The sequence below is a fragment of the Alteromonas sp. ABH4_452 genome, assembly GCF_056311825.1.
In genome coordinates, this window is the sequence record NZ_CM149973.1 from 1,277,181 (window position 1) to 1,294,542 (window position 17,362).

Annotated in this window: 19 protein-coding genes; 13 read left to right on the top strand and 6 right to left on the bottom strand. The window is 44.3% G+C overall.

Features of this window, described 5'->3' with window-relative positions; all coding sequences use genetic code 11:
- The first annotated feature begins 143 nt into the window (after window positions 1-143).
- Window positions 144-434, top strand: coding sequence for a hypothetical protein (locus ACYX4N_RS05455; RefSeq protein ID WP_476055861.1), 291 nt, complete (start codon window positions 144-146; stop codon window positions 432-434).
- Window positions 435-500: 66 nt separating this feature from the next.
- Here ACYX4N_RS05455 and ACYX4N_RS05460 read toward each other — a convergent pair whose 3' ends face one another.
- On the bottom strand, window positions 501-1,307 hold the full coding sequence (locus tag ACYX4N_RS05460; RefSeq protein ID WP_476055862.1) for an LEM-3-like GIY-YIG domain-containing protein: 807 nt from the start codon (window positions 1,305-1,307) through the stop codon (window positions 501-503).
- A gap of 238 nt (window positions 1,308-1,545) precedes the next feature.
- On the opposite strand from ACYX4N_RS05460, the gene ACYX4N_RS05465 reads away from it, so the two are divergent.
- Window positions 1,546-4,701 (top strand): WD40/YVTN/BNR-like repeat-containing protein, encoded by a 3,156-nt coding sequence (locus ACYX4N_RS05465; RefSeq protein ID WP_476055863.1) that lies wholly within the window; start codon window positions 1,546-1,548, stop codon window positions 4,699-4,701.
- Window positions 4,702-4,775: 74 nt separating this feature from the next.
- Here the strand turns inward: ACYX4N_RS05465 and ACYX4N_RS05470 are convergent, their stop codons facing one another.
- Genes ACYX4N_RS05470 through ACYX4N_RS05480 form a run of 3 tightly spaced genes read right to left on the bottom strand, consistent with a single transcriptional unit; the run spans window position 4,776 to window position 7,564 of the window.
- Window positions 4,776-5,792, bottom strand: coding sequence for an ester cyclase (locus ACYX4N_RS05470; RefSeq protein WP_476055864.1), 1,017 nt, complete (start codon window positions 5,790-5,792; stop codon window positions 4,776-4,778).
- Between the two features lie 11 nt (window positions 5,793-5,803).
- Entirely contained in the window at window positions 5,804-6,808 is a 1,005-nt protein-coding gene (locus tag ACYX4N_RS05475) for a cupin domain-containing protein (protein ID WP_476055865.1), read from the bottom strand.
- Between the two features lie 15 nt (window positions 6,809-6,823).
- Complete coding sequence (locus tag ACYX4N_RS05480; protein WP_476055866.1) at window positions 6,824-7,564, bottom strand: SDR family NAD(P)-dependent oxidoreductase; 741 nt, start codon at window positions 7,562-7,564, stop codon at window positions 6,824-6,826.
- A 120-nt stretch (window positions 7,565-7,684) separates the two neighbouring features.
- On the opposite strand from ACYX4N_RS05480, the gene hisD reads away from it, so the two are divergent.
- The 8 genes from hisD (at window position 7,685) to ACYX4N_RS05520 (ending at window position 13,163) form a co-directional block, all read left to right on the top strand.
- On the top strand, window positions 7,685-8,962 hold the full coding sequence (hisD, locus tag ACYX4N_RS05485) for a histidinol dehydrogenase (RefSeq protein WP_039235455.1): 1,278 nt from the start codon (window positions 7,685-7,687) through the stop codon (window positions 8,960-8,962).
- Window positions 8,963-9,985, top strand: coding sequence for a LacI family DNA-binding transcriptional regulator (locus tag ACYX4N_RS05490; protein WP_014950649.1), 1,023 nt, complete (start codon window positions 8,963-8,965; stop codon window positions 9,983-9,985). It begins immediately after the preceding gene.
- Window positions 9,978-10,697, top strand: coding sequence for an alpha/beta fold hydrolase (locus ACYX4N_RS05495; RefSeq protein ID WP_476055867.1), 720 nt, complete (start codon window positions 9,978-9,980; stop codon window positions 10,695-10,697). Before ACYX4N_RS05490 ends, ACYX4N_RS05495 begins: the two co-directional genes overlap by 8 nt.
- On the top strand, window positions 10,678-11,424 hold the full coding sequence (locus tag ACYX4N_RS05500) for an HpcH/HpaI aldolase family protein (protein WP_476055868.1): 747 nt from the start codon (window positions 10,678-10,680) through the stop codon (window positions 11,422-11,424). Before ACYX4N_RS05495 ends, ACYX4N_RS05500 begins: the two co-directional genes overlap by 20 nt.
- Before the next feature lie 161 nt (window positions 11,425-11,585).
- On the top strand, window positions 11,586-11,810 hold the full coding sequence (locus tag ACYX4N_RS05505; protein ID WP_025254191.1) for a DUF4177 domain-containing protein: 225 nt from the start codon (window positions 11,586-11,588) through the stop codon (window positions 11,808-11,810).
- Window positions 11,803-12,027, top strand: a complete 225-nt coding sequence (yidD, locus tag ACYX4N_RS05510; RefSeq protein ID WP_476055869.1) for a membrane protein insertion efficiency factor YidD — start codon at window positions 11,803-11,805, stop codon at window positions 12,025-12,027. The genes ACYX4N_RS05505 and yidD overlap by 8 nt, the downstream gene beginning before the upstream one ends.
- Before the next feature lie 4 nt (window positions 12,028-12,031).
- Window positions 12,032-12,427: a TM2 domain-containing protein gene (locus tag ACYX4N_RS05515; RefSeq protein WP_476055870.1), complete on the top strand. Its 396-nt coding sequence runs from the start codon at window positions 12,032-12,034 to the stop codon at window positions 12,425-12,427.
- Complete coding sequence (locus tag ACYX4N_RS05520; protein WP_476055871.1) at window positions 12,381-13,163, top strand: M48 family metallopeptidase; 783 nt, start codon at window positions 12,381-12,383, stop codon at window positions 13,161-13,163. Before ACYX4N_RS05515 ends, ACYX4N_RS05520 begins: the two co-directional genes overlap by 47 nt.
- A gap of 334 nt (window positions 13,164-13,497) precedes the next feature.
- On the opposite strand, the gene ACYX4N_RS05525 is transcribed toward ACYX4N_RS05520, so the two are convergent.
- On the bottom strand, window positions 13,498-14,058 hold the full coding sequence (locus ACYX4N_RS05525) for a hypothetical protein (protein ID WP_476055872.1): 561 nt from the start codon (window positions 14,056-14,058) through the stop codon (window positions 13,498-13,500).
- Window positions 14,059-14,203: 145 nt separating this feature from the next.
- On the opposite strand from ACYX4N_RS05525, the gene ACYX4N_RS05530 reads away from it, so the two are divergent.
- From ACYX4N_RS05530 to nadS, 3 genes are all read left to right on the top strand, one after another.
- Complete coding sequence (locus ACYX4N_RS05530; protein WP_476055873.1) at window positions 14,204-15,163, top strand: GlxA family transcriptional regulator; 960 nt, start codon at window positions 14,204-14,206, stop codon at window positions 15,161-15,163.
- A gap of 468 nt (window positions 15,164-15,631) precedes the next feature.
- On the top strand, window positions 15,632-15,949 hold the full coding sequence (locus tag ACYX4N_RS05535) for a type II toxin-antitoxin system RelE/ParE family toxin (protein WP_476055874.1): 318 nt from the start codon (window positions 15,632-15,634) through the stop codon (window positions 15,947-15,949).
- Window positions 15,946-16,236 carry a NadS family protein gene (gene nadS / locus ACYX4N_RS05540; RefSeq protein WP_476055875.1) on the top strand — a complete coding sequence of 97 codons (291 nt, stop codon included), beginning with the start codon at window positions 15,946-15,948 and terminating at the stop codon, window positions 16,234-16,236. The genes ACYX4N_RS05535 and nadS overlap by 4 nt, the downstream gene beginning before the upstream one ends.
- A gap of 245 nt (window positions 16,237-16,481) precedes the next feature.
- On the opposite strand, the gene ACYX4N_RS05545 is transcribed toward nadS, so the two are convergent.
- On the bottom strand, window positions 16,482-17,360 hold the full coding sequence (locus tag ACYX4N_RS05545; RefSeq protein ID WP_476055876.1) for a nuclear transport factor 2 family protein: 879 nt from the start codon (window positions 17,358-17,360) through the stop codon (window positions 16,482-16,484).
- Window positions 17,361-17,362: the final 2 nt, after the last annotated feature.

Consider the following 17,362-nt stretch of genomic DNA (forward strand, 5'->3'; position numbering starts at 1 on the left):
GTAAGGGCTGAGGCAACAGATGAACAACGAAATCGTGTACGGGCTAAGACAACGGCTTATTCAGGCAATACGTTTCTTTGTTTAATCTAGATATTCATAACAAAGAAACGCCTAGTCTGTAGTGATGACTTTAAGGAAGCGCCATGAAAAAACAGCCATATACGAATTCCAATGATGCTGCAGAGCCTGAAAAAAAAGATGATGGTAGCAGTGACTTTGATAGAGAGACTATCCAATCAACTAAAGCTGCTTTGAATGAATCGATGGTGCTAACAGATAGCGAAGTAGAAACCTACCTTAAGTGGCTAAGCGGTTATCCAATGGAAAGCCGAGGCGAAGGAGTCTCTATTACCATCGAGTTTTTACCCGGCTTTGGTGATCGTATCGTCGCTAAACTTTCCAACAGCGAGTGTGTGTTGAGGGATTATTTTTAAAAAGGAAGCTAAGAATCAGGTTAGGTCCATACTAGTTAAATCGATGGACCTGCCTATCTCAATTGTCTAACTATATTTCGTTTGAAGTTGTTCCATCATGAATGTTACGACATGGAAGATCTCATTAATATCATCAGCTCTTGGGCGTACCTCAATATCTTTTTTAATCCCAGCTCGCTCAAGATAATTCTGCAACCCAATGTAGCTGCCTACACTGCCATTATTTACTTTTAGTGGGGCCATGGCCTGTGCAAAGCGCGTCTTCGATTCTTTATCTGTATTTGTGCTTACAAACTCTGGGCTGATCGTTCTTCCAGCTAATGGTAGTTTTAGCCTAATCGAAATGTCTATCGCAGGGTTATTTATCCATAAACCAGTGTCAGCAGGTGACTTACCGATAATTTCACTTACTGAATATTCAGTATCTTCAAGCAGAGGCTCGATATTCTCTTTGATTGACTCAAGCTTGGCTTCAATGTTGTTTTTCACAAACTTTTCTTGCTGAGCTTTAGTGAACGAACCGTCGTTGAGGCTAGGTGTGTACTCCACATCAATACCTGGGATCGTTTCGTAATTACCTATTGTTCGTATTAGCGCAGAATAACGGCCATGCACTTTATTCGTAAGGTTATCAAAGCCGTAAACCCACTTTATAAGCACAGTTTCAACAGCATGGGCTTCGCTCTCTGTATGGTATCGGCCCACAACACGTTTGCCGAAACGCTCAGTCTCCTGTAACTCTTTAATTTTAGCAGTTTTCTCACTATCGATAGTGTCATTTTCATGATGATCGATTCTAAAGCCTTTACCTTTCCCTACGTAGAAAACATCGTTGGTCTTGGTATCAAACAGTATATAAACGTAATAATCCATATTGAAACTTCTCAGTGGTTGCTTTTATTAGTCTTTTTCTATCTATAGCCCAGTTAAAGCGTGCACACTATAAGAGGATTTCCTACTTCTGATTTACCATAAGAGTAGAGAAGCTTAGGTTCCTCGTTTCTAATAAGTGTAAACATGTTCACTACAAAAACTTTTGCCATAACGTCTGTAACAAAGCAGTATAAGAAGCTCTTCTTATTAAAAATAAAAACACGACAAGGCACTTTCTATGGTTTCACAGAGACTGGTTTCTCGGAAAATGGTGGCCGCTTTTGCTATTTGCGTAAGCGCACTTTCTAGTTTCTCGCATTCTGCATTCGCACTTGAAGATACGGTTAACCCCGAACTTTTCGATAAAATGGAGTATCGCTTTATTGGGCCTTATCGCGGTGGGCGCTCTGTGGCGGTTACTGGGGTTGAAGGTAATACCAACCTTTATTTTATGGGCACCGCAGGTGGCGGTGTTTGGAAAACCGAAAACGCGGGTTTATCCTGGAAAGTCATATCCGATAAAACATTTAAAGTAGGCAGTATCGGCGCTATCGCGATTGCGCCTTCAGACCCTAACGTTATTTATGTAGGTACGGGTGAAGGCCCTATTCGAGGCGTAACCACTAGCCACGGAAAAGGTGTTTATAAATCTACAGACGGCGGTGAAACCTGGAAGCTGGTGGGTTTAGATAAACGGGGTCAAATACCTAAAATTCGCATACACCCCACTAACCCTGATATAGCTTGGGCGGCGGTACAAGGTAATATCTGGAGGCCGAATGAAGAGCGCGGCATTTTCAAAACGACAGACGGCGGCGAAACATGGCAGCATGTATTGAAAGTTAATGCTGATACGGGCGCTGCCGACTTAGCTATCGACCCTACTAACCCGAGAATTCTCTATGCCAGTATGTGGCATCACGGCAGAACGCCTTGGTTTATTAAGTCAGGCGGTGAGGGTGGCGGCCTTTATAAGTCAACAGACGGCGGCGAAAGCTGGGACAAGCTAGAAAAAGGGTTACCTAAGCTTATCGGTAAAGTGGGTGTTGATATTGCCGCATCTAACCCTAAGCGCCTCTACGCCATTATCGAGGCGGATGAAGGTGGCCTATATCGCAGTGACGATGCGGGTAAGTCTTGGTCGTTAATGAACGGCGACAATATTCTTAAAGCCCGTGCGTGGTACTACAACCACATCAAAGTTGACCCTAACGACGAAAATACCCTGTATGTGATGAATGTGCAGCTGCATAAATCTATTGATGGTGGCAAAACCTTCGAAATTAAATCTTTGCCCCACGGTGATACCCACGATATGTGGATAAACCCAGAAAACAGCTTAAACATGATCAACGCTAATGACGGTGGCGCAACCGTTACCTTCGACGGTGGTGAATCTTGGTCAAGCATTTACAATCAGCCAACAGCGCAGTTTTATCGTGTAACTACCGACAACTTAAACCCTTACTATGTTTATGGCGGGCAGCAAGATAACACGACCATGGCGACCCCGTCTGAAACCTGGGGCGACGGTATGGGAATAGAAGATCAGTTTTCTGTTGGCGGCGGCGAGAGTGCGCATATTGCGTTTAACCCAGACGATCCAACCCTTATTTACGCCACTACCATCAATGGCACGCTAACAGAGTATAACCGCGACACCGGGCTTACGCGCCCCATAATGCCATACCCTGAATATGTGTTTGGCAGAAACGCACGAGATCAAAAGTATCGCACCAACTGGAATGCCCCAGTGATAGTATCAAAGCATGATCCTGACACAGTCTATTACGGCACGCAGATGATTTTAAAAACCACCGACCGTGGTGTGAACTGGCAGGAAATTAGCCCAGACTTAACCCGTAACGAGCCTGAAAAGCAAGGCTTGAACGGCGGCCCCATTACCAACGAGCAAGCTGGGGCTGAATACTACAATACGGTTTTCTATATTGCAGAATCAGCGGTTAACAAAGGTGAACTCTGGGTGGGGGCCGATGACGGCAAGCTACATATTACCCGCGATGAGGGTGAAAACTGGAAAGATATTACTCCTCACAAAAAAGAAGCGCAGGTCAATGCCATAGAGCTTAGCCCTCACGCACAAGGCAGGGCTTACGTTGCGGTAGCAGGCTATAAATTAAATGACTACACGCCTTACATTTACAAAACCGACAACTACGGCAAGCGCTGGAAGCGTATTGACGAAGGCCTACCAGAGGACGCCTTTGTTCGTGTAGTGCGTGAAGATACAGAGCGCGAAGGCATGCTGTTCGCGGGTACAGAAAGCGGCATGTTTATTAGTTTCGACGACGGTAAACATTGGCAAGAACTAGACTTAAACCTGCCGCCTGTTGCAATTACCGATATGCAGGTAAAAGGTGATGATCTGGTCATTGCAACCCAAGGGCGAGGCTTTTGGATATTAGATGACATGAGTCCGCTACGTGAAGTGCATAAGTCGCTAGATGGCGAAGCGCTGTTTCAGTTTGAACCCGTAGATGGCATTCGCTTGCTATCTGGCGGTGGCATGACTGACCAGCCTCAAGCGAAAAACCCACCACGTGGCGCTACCTTCCGTTATTACCTGAAAGATGCGTTAGAAGAAGAGCAGACGCTACGCATTGATATATTTAATGCCGATAACGAGCTGGTTCGCACACTATCATCTGCACCTAGTGCATTTGAGAAATGCGCGAAGGGTAACGAAGACGTTCGCAGCCCTATCAAATTTAAACACCCTGCAACAAAAGCGGGTTACAACGAATTTGTATGGGATCTTCGACGTGAGCCGTTGAACTGCATCGAAAACGTAAAACTGTTTGGTGGTTGGAACGGCGCCCGTGTTATGCCTGGAGACTACAAAGCGAAAATCACAGTAGGTGAACAGGCACAAACCCGCACATTTAAAGTACTTCCAGACCCAAGGGAAGAAGCAGATAAAGCGCAGCTTCAAGTAGTTGAAAAGAGCATTCAGGCTACAGAAACTTTACTGAATGATTTGTTTGCACACCTGCAAAAATCCCGTGATGTTAGAGCGCAATTAAACGGTGTGTCTGAAGATAACGTAATGCTGGCAAGCGATGTGTCGGCTTCAATCGAGCGCATTGTTAGTGCAATCGACGACTGGGAAGCGTTGGTCATTCAGCCAAAACATCAAACTTTCGAAGACGACATTAACTGGCCGAATATGCTCGACAGACAAGTCCGCTTCTTGATGGATAACTTCGACAGAACAGGGGCACCTGCACAAGCTGGTGCACTAAAACGGTTGGAAGACTTAGAGTCAAAGTGGCAGCAGTATAAAGTGCAGCTAGAAACCCTGTTTGGTGAAGAAGTGAAGCCATTGAACGAAAAGCTCTCAAAGCAAGGCGCATTTGATTTAGAGAGTTTATAGGATTGAGGTAAACCCATAAAAAAGCCCCGTATTACGCAGTAGTAATACGGGGCAAAAAGCATCTTTAACGGGAGTTATCGATACTTGTTACGGGTCAACTGTTTAACTCGGGCGAATACATCAACACCAAGCTGACGGTATACGTGAAGTAAATCTATTAGCACCCAGTTCTCGCGTATCATGCCGTTCTCATTGCGCCAAAAATCTAAGCTGCGCATAGTGATGGGCTTATCGTTTGGCACAATGCCAAGCCAGCCATCGCCTGAAATGGTCATGCTCATGCCAGGCCAGCCAGTGAATCCCACATAATTATTTTCGGAGAACAAATGGCCGTTTGCGGGGTCGCCCACGCGGTTAGGCATACCGTTTAAAAACGCTTCTTGATGGGTATTGCGAAAGCCTTGAATACCGCGCCCAAAACCAATACCAGATGGGCCATACCAGTTTGATTTAGGATGCCAGTATTTGTCTAGGTTCATGGCAGCAACACCGCCTTCGGCGAATTTCCCTAAACTATTTAGCATATCAAGTACAAGCTGATGGCTCTGTGCGGTAAGCGACTTGTCTTCTTCAAACAAGTGTATTCCGTCTTGGGTTGTTGGCCCCGGCACATGCCACTCGGTACCTAAGCTTGGACTAAACGGCCAGCACTTTGCCTGCATCATGACTTCAGGCAAGTCCCAAATGGCTTGAACTTCCACTATGGTGTCGCCTTCAAAACGATAAAATTCATGAAAGCGCATATGAATTTGATCGCCAGTCGCAGGGATGTCTAACCAAGGCTTTTCAAGACGCCCAGTGTAATAACCACAGCAACCTAACCAGCGCAATTGTTTGTCGTCCTCGCCAACCATAATTATGGTATCGCGGCGCTCAAGATCGGGGACAGACTCCAGCAGTGGCGCATACACCTTATCTAGCATTTCGCGGTGGCCTGTCATGTCATCAAAAGGCACACAAAACTTAATGGCGGCATCCTGTGAAAAAAGGGTATCGCCCAGCGTTTTTAGCTTCTCGAGGTCAAAGTCGTACTGTGTTTCTCGAAAAGGAAGAAACGCTTTTTTTAGTGCAATATTTGAAAAAGTAGACATCGCATTTGCCTCTAATCAATAAATTCTGGGGCTTTGGCTGTGTCACCACGTCGGGTCACATAAATTAATGCTACCTCATCACCTTGCTGGGCAAAACTGCGAGCTGCGCCAATAGGTGTGGTAAATGTATCGCCTTTATTAAGAATGAGCGCTTCGCCGTCAACAAGCATTTTGATGCAGCCGTCTTGTACATATACTACTTCTTCCTCGAAGCGTTTGTGCGCAGTAATAAAAGCACCCGGCTTGAATTTAAGGGCGCGAACGCAGAATCCATGAGACCAGTTTAGCTTTGTTTCACCAAGCTTTTCATCCGCACTGGCAGGGCCGATAAGCGGTGCTTCCAAAACTTCTGTTCCTTGGGTTAATGCCGTGTTGTTGCTAAACGGGAAATCAGCTAAACGCACCACGCACTGCTCTAACGCTTCATCATCAATTACGCGGTGTTGCGCTATTTGTTCTGCCGATGTTTTTGGCATAGGCGCAACGCCTTCAGGAATTTTTTGTCCCAGAGTAGTATCAACTAAACCACCGTTTTCGAGCAAGACAAGCCCGTAGTCGCTGGCCATATCAAAAACTTGAGGAGCCCAAAGTACACGACCTGGATCGTCTCGTCCCAATACTGCGTAAAGGTATCCCGTGCCGTCGCCTACATTTTCAAAACCGCGAAACAAATCCATAGGAATAGAAATAATGTCGCCTTCTTCCATACGCACTACGGCATCGTTGCCTTCAACACCCGTAGTAAAGTGCCAGCTACCTTGAGACACAACAAATACCTCTTCGGTTAGGTGGCTATGCTGCGAGTTAAGGCAGCCGGGAGGCTGACGAGCTCCGCCAATGTTAAAGCCGTGCGGAATAGCAATGTGAACATGTTGGTCAGGGTTTTCGGCGACACCTGGACCAATTATGGTGAAGTTCTCTTTTTGATCACTGCCTGGCGAGCGCGTATCGATAAACGCGTTGCGGCATGGGATTAATTCTTCATAGCGGACTAAACGCTCGGATAATACTGACACAGTGATACCTCGTATTTAATGGGCGGTCCAACCGCCATCGACTTTAAGACAACTACCCGTGGTGGTCATAGACAATTCACTAAGTAGAAATATGCACGCGTTAGCAACGTCTTCGACGCTGCCTAAGCGTTGTAAGGGAATGTTGTTCATCACCATTTCAGCGAACGCTGGCTCTTCAAGCATGGGCTCGGTCATTGGTGTTTTAATAAACGTTGGCGCTACGCTATTGACGCGAATATTATTCGGCGCCAGTTCCACAGCCATGGCTTTCGTTAAGCCTTCAATTGCGTGTTTGCTTAAGCAATAAAGCGTGCGGCCTGGAGAGCCCACAAAGCCCATTTGTGATGACATGTGAACAATGGATGGAGACTGACTTTTAAGCATTGGCGTAATGGCAGCCTGCGCAACTTTGTATGCTGAGCGAATATTTAAATTCAAAATATCGTCAATATTCTCATCGCTCTGTTCTTGCATTGGCGCAACACGGTTCGTCCCGGCGTTATTGATTAATCCGTGAAGAAAGGGAAGTGCTTGGATCTTTTCATGAAGCGCTTTATCTTGAACATCTCCCACCCAAAAGCTAAGCCTTTCTGAACTCTCGTTCTTTAGCGCCACAAGGTCACTTTCGGTTCGCGCCACAGCAATAACATTTGCACCACATGCGTCAGCCAATAAAGCACATGCTTTACCAATACCTTTACCCGCACCTGTAACCAAAATTGCCTTGTCTTTTAATAGGTCATGAGAGAAAGCCACATGTCACCTCAAAATAATAATTGCATTCGAAGTCATTCTTATGTAATTTTTGGTGAAGATCAAGATAAATATTTGTTCGATTAATGTAACATCTCATTCACCTTTGTAGAGGAATAGACCGTGATCAAGTACTTGAAGCAAGGCAAGCAGGCTGAAGAAAAAGCAATTGATAATCAGAAAGTTAAAGAAATAGTTGAAAATATAATTAGCGATATTGAAAAACGTGGAGACGAAGCTGTTTCGCAATATTCTGGTCAGTTTGATAAATGGACTCCGGAGTCTTTTAGGTTGAGTCGTGAAGAAATTGACGCATGTTATGAGCAGTTAACCGAACAAGAGATTAGCGATATCAAATGGGCGCAGGAACAAGTTCGAAACTTTGCGACCATTCAGCGTGAGTCAATGAAAGACGTTGAAGTTGAAACGCTGCCCGGTGTAGTGCTTGGTCACAAAAATATTCCGGTAGATAGTGTGGGTTGTTATGTACCCGGTGGTAAGTATCCGCTGGTGGCTTCAGCACACATGAGCATTGTTACGGCAAAGGTGGCTGGTGTGAAACGGGTTATTGCTGCTACTCCTCCGTTTCAGGGTAAACCCGCACCAGCGGTAATTGTAGCGATGGACTTAGCCGGTGCTGATGAAATATATACCTTTGGTGGTGTACAGGCGATTGCCGCTATGGCTGTGGGCACTGATACTATTGAACCGGTAAGTATGATTGTTGGGCCGGGCAATGCCTTTGTGGCCGAAGCAAAACGCCAATTGTTCGGGCGCATTGGTATTGATCTTTTTGCGGGTCCAACAGAAACGTTAGTTATTGCTGACGACAGTGTTGATGGCGAATTATGTGCGGCGGATTTGCTCGGGCAGGCTGAGCATGGGCTTAATTCTCCAGCCGTATTGCTTACCAACAGCGAGCAACTGGGTAAAGATACTATGGCCGAAGTAGAGCGCCAGTTAACTATTTTACCTACTGCAGATGTGGCCTCTGTCGCATGGCGAGATTACGGTGAAGTCATTGTATGCGACACCTATGATGAAATGTTAGAGGTCGCTAACGACCTAGCATTTGAGCACGTTCAAATTATGACGAAAGACGTGCCGTACTTTCAAAAGAACATGCGTAACTTCGGAGCACTGTTTTTAGGCCCTGAAACCAATGTGTCTTACGGCGACAAATGTATTGGTACAAACCACACCCTACCCACGAAGGGCGCAGGTCGTTATACTGGAGGTCTATGGGTTGGTAAATTCTTAAAAACCTGTACATACCAGCGTGTTACGGAAGAAGCCTCAGTGATGGTTGGCGAGTATTGTTCACGTTTATGTGCAATTGAAGGTTTTGCAGGTCACAAAGAACAGGCTGACATTCGATTACGTCGTTACGGAAAAAAATAATTGAATAAAAAAAATAGGGTGACGTCATATGACGTTGCCCATGCAGCAGGAGTCTCTCAGTCGGCAGTGTCGCGGGTATATCGCCCGGGCGTTAGCGTATCTAAGAAAACCCGTGAAAAAGTGCTAAAAGCCGCAGAAGAGTTAGGCTACAAACCTAACGCCATTGCACGCATGTTGATAAACCAAAGCACGGGCATGATTGCGGTAATTATTTCATCGCGAGCTAATGTGAACTTCCCTGAAGTATTGGCACAGCTAAATAAACACATCGCTGAGAAAAACAAGCGGGTGCTGTTATTCACACTTGATGACGCAGAGCAGCTAGAAACGGTTATTGAGCAAATATTAGCATACCAGGTCGACGGCGTAGTTGCGCTTACAGCGCACTTCGAACCCGACAGTGTCACGCAGTTTGCTAAACACAATATTCCAGTGGTGTTGTATAACCGTGAGCTTCCTGATCACAGTGTAAGCTCGGTATGTTGTAACCATGACCAAGGCCTTCGCATGTTGGTGGATATTCTAGTTAACCATCATCACCAGCACTTCTTAATTATGGCTGGCCCAAAAGATTCTGATGTGGCCCGCGCAAGGTTAAGTGGAGCAAGGAATGCCTTATTATCTCATGGGTTTACCGACACCAACGTGGTTTATGGCGACTACAGCTATGACTCGGCGAGAGAGTGCTTAAGTGCTTATGCCGAGAAAAATGCGCTTCCTACTGCAATTATTTGTGCCAACGACACAATGGCAATTGGTGCCATTGACGAAATACGGGAAAACCTGAATTTGCGGGTACCTGAAGATATTTCAGTTGTTGGGTTTGATGGTATCAGTGCTTCTTCGTGGCACAGCTACCAGCTGACTACCGTAAGTCAGCCAACCTATTTTATGACAAAAGCAGCAGTAGAAACCTTGGTTAACTTAATTGAGAGCCCTGATATACCGCCAGAGACACGTTACTGGCCGGGCAAGCTCATTGAAGGAAACTCAGTGGCCGCTGCGCCAAGAGATAATGAGTAAACTATTATTTATACCCGGAACCCTTTGTAACGGAAACGTTTTTACCAACCAAATAACGACCTTAACCAATGCTGGTCATCAGTGCATTACCTTAGAGTATGACCAGCATGACAACCTGAGCGATGTTGCCAGTCATGCGTTACGTCTTTTTGATGAAGGCGAGCCATTCAGCATTTGCGGCTTTTCAATGGGCGGTATGGTGGCGTTTGAACTTTTAGCGCGCGTTCCCGAGCGAATTGAAAAAATAGCATTGCTAGATAGCAATGCGCATGCAGACAAACCCCAAGGGCGATCAGCCAGGAGCGAGCATTTAATTTATGCCGTTTCGCATGGCCTAGACACGCTTATTCACGATAAATTTAGCGCCGTCTATCTGCATAAGCCCAATGAAGCATTAATGAAATTAATTGCACAGATGGCGCAGGATACGGGAATTGAGCGCTATAAAGCCCAGCTCGAAATTCTTGCAACACGCCCGGACGCTAGCGAACTGTTAGCTAATTGCGCACATCCAATGCTGATAATTGGCGGTTGCAACGATGTGCTTTGCCCGCCATCAGAGCAGCAAAGAATGCATAACCTGGCCGCAAATAGCGAATTGGTGCTGATTGAAGACGCGGGGCATTTCGCAATGCTTGAGCAAAGCGCAAAAGTGAACCTGCATTTATATAACTTTTTCGGAGGTGCAGCACATGCTGAAACAAGCGCTTAAAAACAAGCAAAGCCTTTTGGGTACGTTCATAAAAACGCCCCATTACAATGTAATTGAAGTTTTGGCGCACGCTAGCATGGATGTATTGTGTTTAGATGCTGAGCATGCACCATTTTCAAGACAGGATTTAGACACCTGCATTCTTGCGGCAAGGGCGGGGAACATGCCTGTTCTAGTAAGAACACCAAACGATGCCCCAGAAACACTGCTAAATGTGCTGGATATGGGCGCAGACGGTGTGGTTGTGCCACATGTGAAAACGGCGGAACAGTTAAGTGCTATCGTCAGGCATTGCCACTACGGTGCAGGTGGAAGAGGCTATGCAGGTTCGAGCCGATTTGCAGGCTACACAACAAAGCCATTGAGTGAAAATTTAGAGGCGGGCAAAAACGTTAGTATTGTTGCCCAGCTTGAAGATTTAGACGCAATCGACAACATAGAAGCCATTGCACACGTTGACGGTGTCGATTGCTTGTTTATAGGTCGAATGGATTTAACCGTAGCGCTAGGCGAAACCAGCGCAGACGCCCCAAAAGTTAAACAAGCGGTTGAACACTTAGTTGAAGTAAGCCACAAGGCAGGTAAAGCTACGGGCATGTTCGTGGGTAATTTAGGAGAGCTCGCCTACTGGAAAGAAAAAGGCGTTTCTCTGTTCTTATTAGGTTCTGACCACGGTTTTATGTTAAGTGGCGCCAAAGCACTGCGCGAGACGTTTGATAAGGCGTAAAAATAAAAGCGTATACCTTTTTATCAAGCAAGAGTGCATTATGAAGACCAAAATAAGTCAATCCACAAATATTTAGCTCGGTAGATATTTAACTATTGCCGCTCTATTTCGATTGTTATATGGTAATTCTTTGTTAATTATAAAAATTCAGGGAAGATGTTATGACTCAATATGATGAATACAAAGTAATTCACGTGGTAGAAGGCGGTTGTGGAACACTATTACTTGGTTCCAGTGGATTGCCTCTCAAAAAGCTTGAAGCAACGCTTAATATGGAAGCGCAAGATGGCTGGCAGCTTGTTTTCCAAGTTATCGAAAATAAAAGATTTTTATTATTCTGGAGCCGAGAAGCTGTTATTTTAACTCTCGGCCGTAAACGTGTTTAAAAGCGTTGCACTTTCAGCCATTCGCCGATACCAAGCGAATGGCGGTTCCCAAGCTCATTTCAATATAAGCTGTAACTTTACTCCAACGTGTTCCGAATACACGCACCAAGCAATCGAAAAGTACGGTGTAATGAAAGGCATTTATCTCGGTTATTCTCGTATCCGAAGGTGTAATGATCCTGATTGTATTACGGTAAAACCAGATCCGTTAAGGTAACGTCATGGACGATTTAGCATTCAGAGAGCAAGAAGAAACACTTAGAAGCAAGGTTGCACAACTTAGTCTTGAATTAAGAAAGCAGTATTACCAGCTTGAAGAGCAACTGGTCAAAGATCCTGACACTTACGCTGTACTTAACTATTTTTTTGCAGCTGGTTTGCATCATTTCTATCTGGGCAAAGTAGCTCGCGGTGTCGTGAATTTAGTATTAATGCTAATTGGTCTTGCACTAATTCCCTATCATGGTTGGGTATTGATAATTTTCGTATGTGTTGTCGAATTACCTCAATTATTTAATAGCCAAAAGATAGTTAGGCAATACAACATTGATGTGATGCGAGAAATATTAGATGAGCTTAATAATTCAAAGCAGAATCAACCAATCTCAAACGTCTAAACGAGCACAATGGTTTTTAATTTTCGCGGCCACAATAATCATTGTGTTGCTTAGTGGATATCAGTTTTACACCAAAGGTGTGCCCTATTTTTCGGAAAGAATATCCGAGTCGTTACCCGATCAGATCTATCAAGTTATTGACGAAAGTAGCTTACAAGAATTAGATAACTCAGAGTTCAAAGCTTCTCAATTAAGCCTGTCAGAGCAAGAAGAAATACGGGCTCTCTTCAAATCATTACTCAAGGAAGACACACACGGCAATCGAGATTACAAGCTTGAATTCAGACAGTGGAGTGGAAAAGTAAACGCTATGGCGTTGGCAAACGGCACAATTATTATTACTGACAGTATGGTGACTCTTTCTGAAAATCCGCAAGAACTGAGCGCAGTCATGCTTCATGAAATTGGTCACGTTAGACATAATCATGTTATGGAGTCTCTGGTGGGTTCTTCTATTGTTTTCGTTAGCTTGACTATAGTATTTGGCGATGTCTCTGCGGTTTCAGACATAATAATGCAGGGCGCAATACTTGGGCTAAATCAAGGTTACTCTCAACAAGCCGAATTTGAAGCCGACTTTTATGCTAACGAAAAAATGAATGAAATGTATGGTGATAATACAGGAATGATTAGCATTTTTGAGAAGTTAGCTGCTGAGACAGACGACCAGCACAGTTGGTTGAGTTCACACCCAAGTTTTGAAAAGCGGATAGAGAAAATCAAGCGGGCGGATTGATTCGGCCTCGTTAACTCAGACTATTTGCACATGCTGTCTTAACCTTAGGTTACACACTTCCGGTGAAAGCTAAATTAAATCTGGCGGTCTGTTGTGTACGTATTCCGGACCTTCGTAACTTAGCTTTCAAGCTTCAGCTATGAGCGAGTAGCAGATCGTCACCATAGCCAATGCGATGGTCTGCTGAAGACAAATTGCGGAAGCTCTAACCTTGAATGTTTTTGCAATGATTAGTCATCGTCATGATTTTCAAAGCTACTACTTATGCAAATTAAATGGTAACTTCTAGCTGCGATGTGTAGGGGAACCCACTTTAAGAGCCAACTTTAGATAACTACCACTTAACTATACCTCGCGTTACTTTTATCCCTCCAATGATAGTAGACCCACCATAATCTTTTGCAAGACGCAACAGTGTGTCGTGAAATCCGTGATTGGGGAAAGTTTCTTCAACTTCTTTAATGATAGCTTTATCAATACCTTTTCGAAGCATACCTTTCGAAGCATCAACCCAGTCAGCTTTTCTGCAAGCTTCTATAACTTTTTGGTGAGGGCCCTTGTAAGAAAAAATCTTGTGATGCCAATGAATCGCTCCTTGCAGTAACTCAGGGTCTAAGCCCCACCCATACTTCTCGTTATCGCGCAAAGCAATTGCCTCAGACGGCTCCAAATAAGCCAATTCATGGTCAGTCCAAAGACCAATGTCGTGATAAACAAAGACTGTTTCAATCAATTGCTCGAACTCTGGATTATTGTTCAGAAAGTACATCGCATAGGTAATCGTACGGTAAACATGATTACGATAACCAAGGTAATCACCCCCAATCAAATCCTTGTATGGTTGGAATAGCTCTTCAACCCGAGGACGTTCAAGTTTAATCACAGGTTCAGACATTTTAAACCTCTAAATCGGTAAATAGTTAAGATAATTCATCTGAAATTGTATGAACTTTTGTTACGACTCAACAGTGACCCAGTTGCCATATTTCGATAAGATTGGGCCATCAATCAACTAAGTGATCCAAAAGATGGTTAAGATCGTGGAAAAAACCAAACAGGTTGCAGTACTAGCTTTTGAGCAAATAAGTCCATTTCACCTCTCTGTACCTTGCATAGCTTTCTGTGACGCGCCTAAAATGATTGGTTTATCAGATTTCAACCTAAAAGTGTGTAGTGAAGAAGCCTTTGCAGTGACCTGTAGCACTGGCTTTCAACTAGTACCTCAATACGATTTAGAGACACTGGCCAATTCTGACATTGTAATTATTCCTAGTTGGCCAAACCCCGATTTAAAACCATCTGATAAATTAATATCAGCAATCCAACATGCAAGGCAAAAAGGTGCATTGTTGGTTGGTCTGTGCTTAGGTGCTTACGTTTTGGCAGCAGCAGGTGTGTTGGATGATAAGATTGTTACTACTCACTGGGCTTACGCAGAAGACTTACAGCAACGTTTTCCTCAACTAAATGTGCAGTCAGATACACTTTACCATCAGCAAGATAATGTCGTAACCTCAGCAGGAACTGCCGCAGCTATTGATTGCTGTTTACAGTTAATTAGGGAATATTCAGGATTAGAGGCTTCTAATCGTATTGCAAGATTAATGGTGACAGCTCCACAACGTACAGGGAATCAGTCGCAGTTTATTGAGTTACCAGTTCTGGACAAAGTTACTGACTTCAAATTGGCCGAATTAATGGACGAAATTCTATTAGATCTTACGGCGCCTTATACAATTAACGTATTAGCTAGCCGTTTAGGAATGAGCCGCAGAACATTTACAAGGCATTTCCGCGCACTAACAGGCCAGAGCGTGGGGCAGTGGATATTAGTACAACGTCTCCGTCTTTGTCAGACTTTGTTAGAGCAAACAACCCAGAATATAGAACAAATTTCTCAGCTTTCAGGATTTCAATCTGTAGTAAGCCTCCGCCATCATTTCAAACAAAAGTTTGGAGTCTCCCCAAGTGAATGGCGCAAAACCTTCCAAATAAATTAGTGTAAGCAGTTGCACAAGATTATAGGTATGTGGTTGTATTGCTAACAATTGTAAACTTGCCAAGTCTACTGATCTTTAAAGCGAAAAATTCATTGCGCTAAGGTCGGGTTTACGTCAAAGGGGTCGTCCAGCAACAGGATTTCGACGATCTGCAAATGGCACTTATCGGAACCAAGAGCGGAGACTCCTGAATGTCCGTTGTTTGTCTATTTCAGAATCTAGATGAATACTCTTAGGTGGGAAGAAATAAAAAAGTAACTGAACGATACTCAAGTTCTGCTCCCAGCTTAAGAGATTTAACCAATCTTGATCGATACGTTAGATGCTTACAATGATGCCTTGAGAGTTAAGGATATTGTCCATACTTCTACGAGATGTGATTTGTTACTTTTGGGGAAAAGATTAGTTGAGTTTTAAATATCCGCATACGCCACTGGCGTATTTTGGTGTTAGTGTTATAGTTAACGTATGGTTATTATTGAAACACCCATATTCACCAAACTCATAAAAGAGCTAATGAATGATGATGAATACAAAGACTTGCAGGAAGCACTTGTTAGCAGGCCAGATAGAGGCTCATTAATTAAAAATAGTGGTGGTCTTAGAAAGGTACGCTGGGCGCTGGAAGGAAGGGGAAAGAGTGGTGGAGCTAGAGTTATCTATTATTGGATGACCGACAACGACCAACTTTATATGCTGTTGGCATACCCAAAAAATGTGCAGGATAATTTGACAGATACTCAGCTTAAAGCGCTGAAGAAGATCGTAGTGAGGTGGTCAGAATGAATGGTGACATGTTTGAACAATTGATAGAGAGTGTATCTCAGGCAGACGATATCATCAAAGGTAAGGCAAAGCCTTCCCGTTTAACCGAATTTGCTGAGCCTGAAGTAAAAGCCATTCGCGCAAAAACGGGGTTAACACAAGCCCGTTTTGCTGACGTTTTGGGTGTGAGCAAACGCACACTAGAGAATTGGGAACAAGGCCGACGCCATCCAACAGGTCCTGCTCGTGCTTTGCTTAAGATCTTAGATGCTGATCCTAAGCACGCTCTGGAAGCACTTAATCACTAGATAGCCAATATTAACCGCATGATAATACGTTCGGCAATGCACTTAGGAGTTACGACGAAGGTCCGTTGTTTGTCTACAGCCGACCTTTAAAGCTCAAAGCAGCGATAAGAAAAACTAACCCTTCAAACCCTCAACCACCACTAATAGAAAGCCAAAAAAAACGCCTCTACACACGGAGAGGCGCAAAATTCTAACGTATCAAATTTTAGTGACTGGAAGCTGATACGTTAGCTTAAAAAGGTTGGTTAAAAGGGAAGGGGAGCACCAAAGCGTTTTTCAAACGCGATAGAATCAACTACCCAGTACTCAGTAGTAATCTTATTCTCGTTAAACGTAAGCATGGTTGCTATGGGCAGGCGCACGCGTATTAGGCCGTTATCAGTCTTCAGGTCTGCATCTATTCGCCATCTGACTAGCGCGTTACTTTCATCCGCTATTACTTGTTCCAGCTGACAGTAGCGGCGGTGTAATTTGCTTTCAAGTAAAGTCAGCCAAGACGAGACAGAAGGAAAACCTTCTTTGTTTAACATTTGGCTATTTACGCTAATATGGGTAGCGTCACTGTATAGCTCTTTGATACCTGCCGTGTCGAAGCCTTGCCACACTTGCCACCATTGCGACAGTAGCGCCTTGCTCTTATCGCTAGTGTTACTTGCAACCACATCGTTAATGCCCGCATGGGTTGTCTTAAGATGAAGTTGAGGGTCAAATTCGCTCAGCTGTAATGGGTCTGGCTCGGGCCAAAAAGGTAGCGGCATCGAGTTGTCATGGCCAAGGGCTTCTTTTGTATTATAGTGCGCCGCAAGTGAAGCACTGTCTACCCATTGAAGCAATTGCTTGATAGCGGCATTGCGATGTTCGCATTGTGCAATAAAGTAGGTGCTGGTCGATGCTGATGAAAGACAAAATACGCCTGCTTCAACATCACCACTTTGCACCTTCGCGCATAATTCAACGGTCTCAAAATGCGTTGTAATATCAAGCCAATTAGCCATTAAACCCCGTTGCTGAATTGGCCCGTAGTGCAGTCTTTCTCCTAAAAGCCAGCGGCTTGAATGAAGCAAGGCGGCGGTAAGTGTTTGTGTGTCTTGTTTTTCTAGCAACTGTTGAATTGTGCTTAACATGC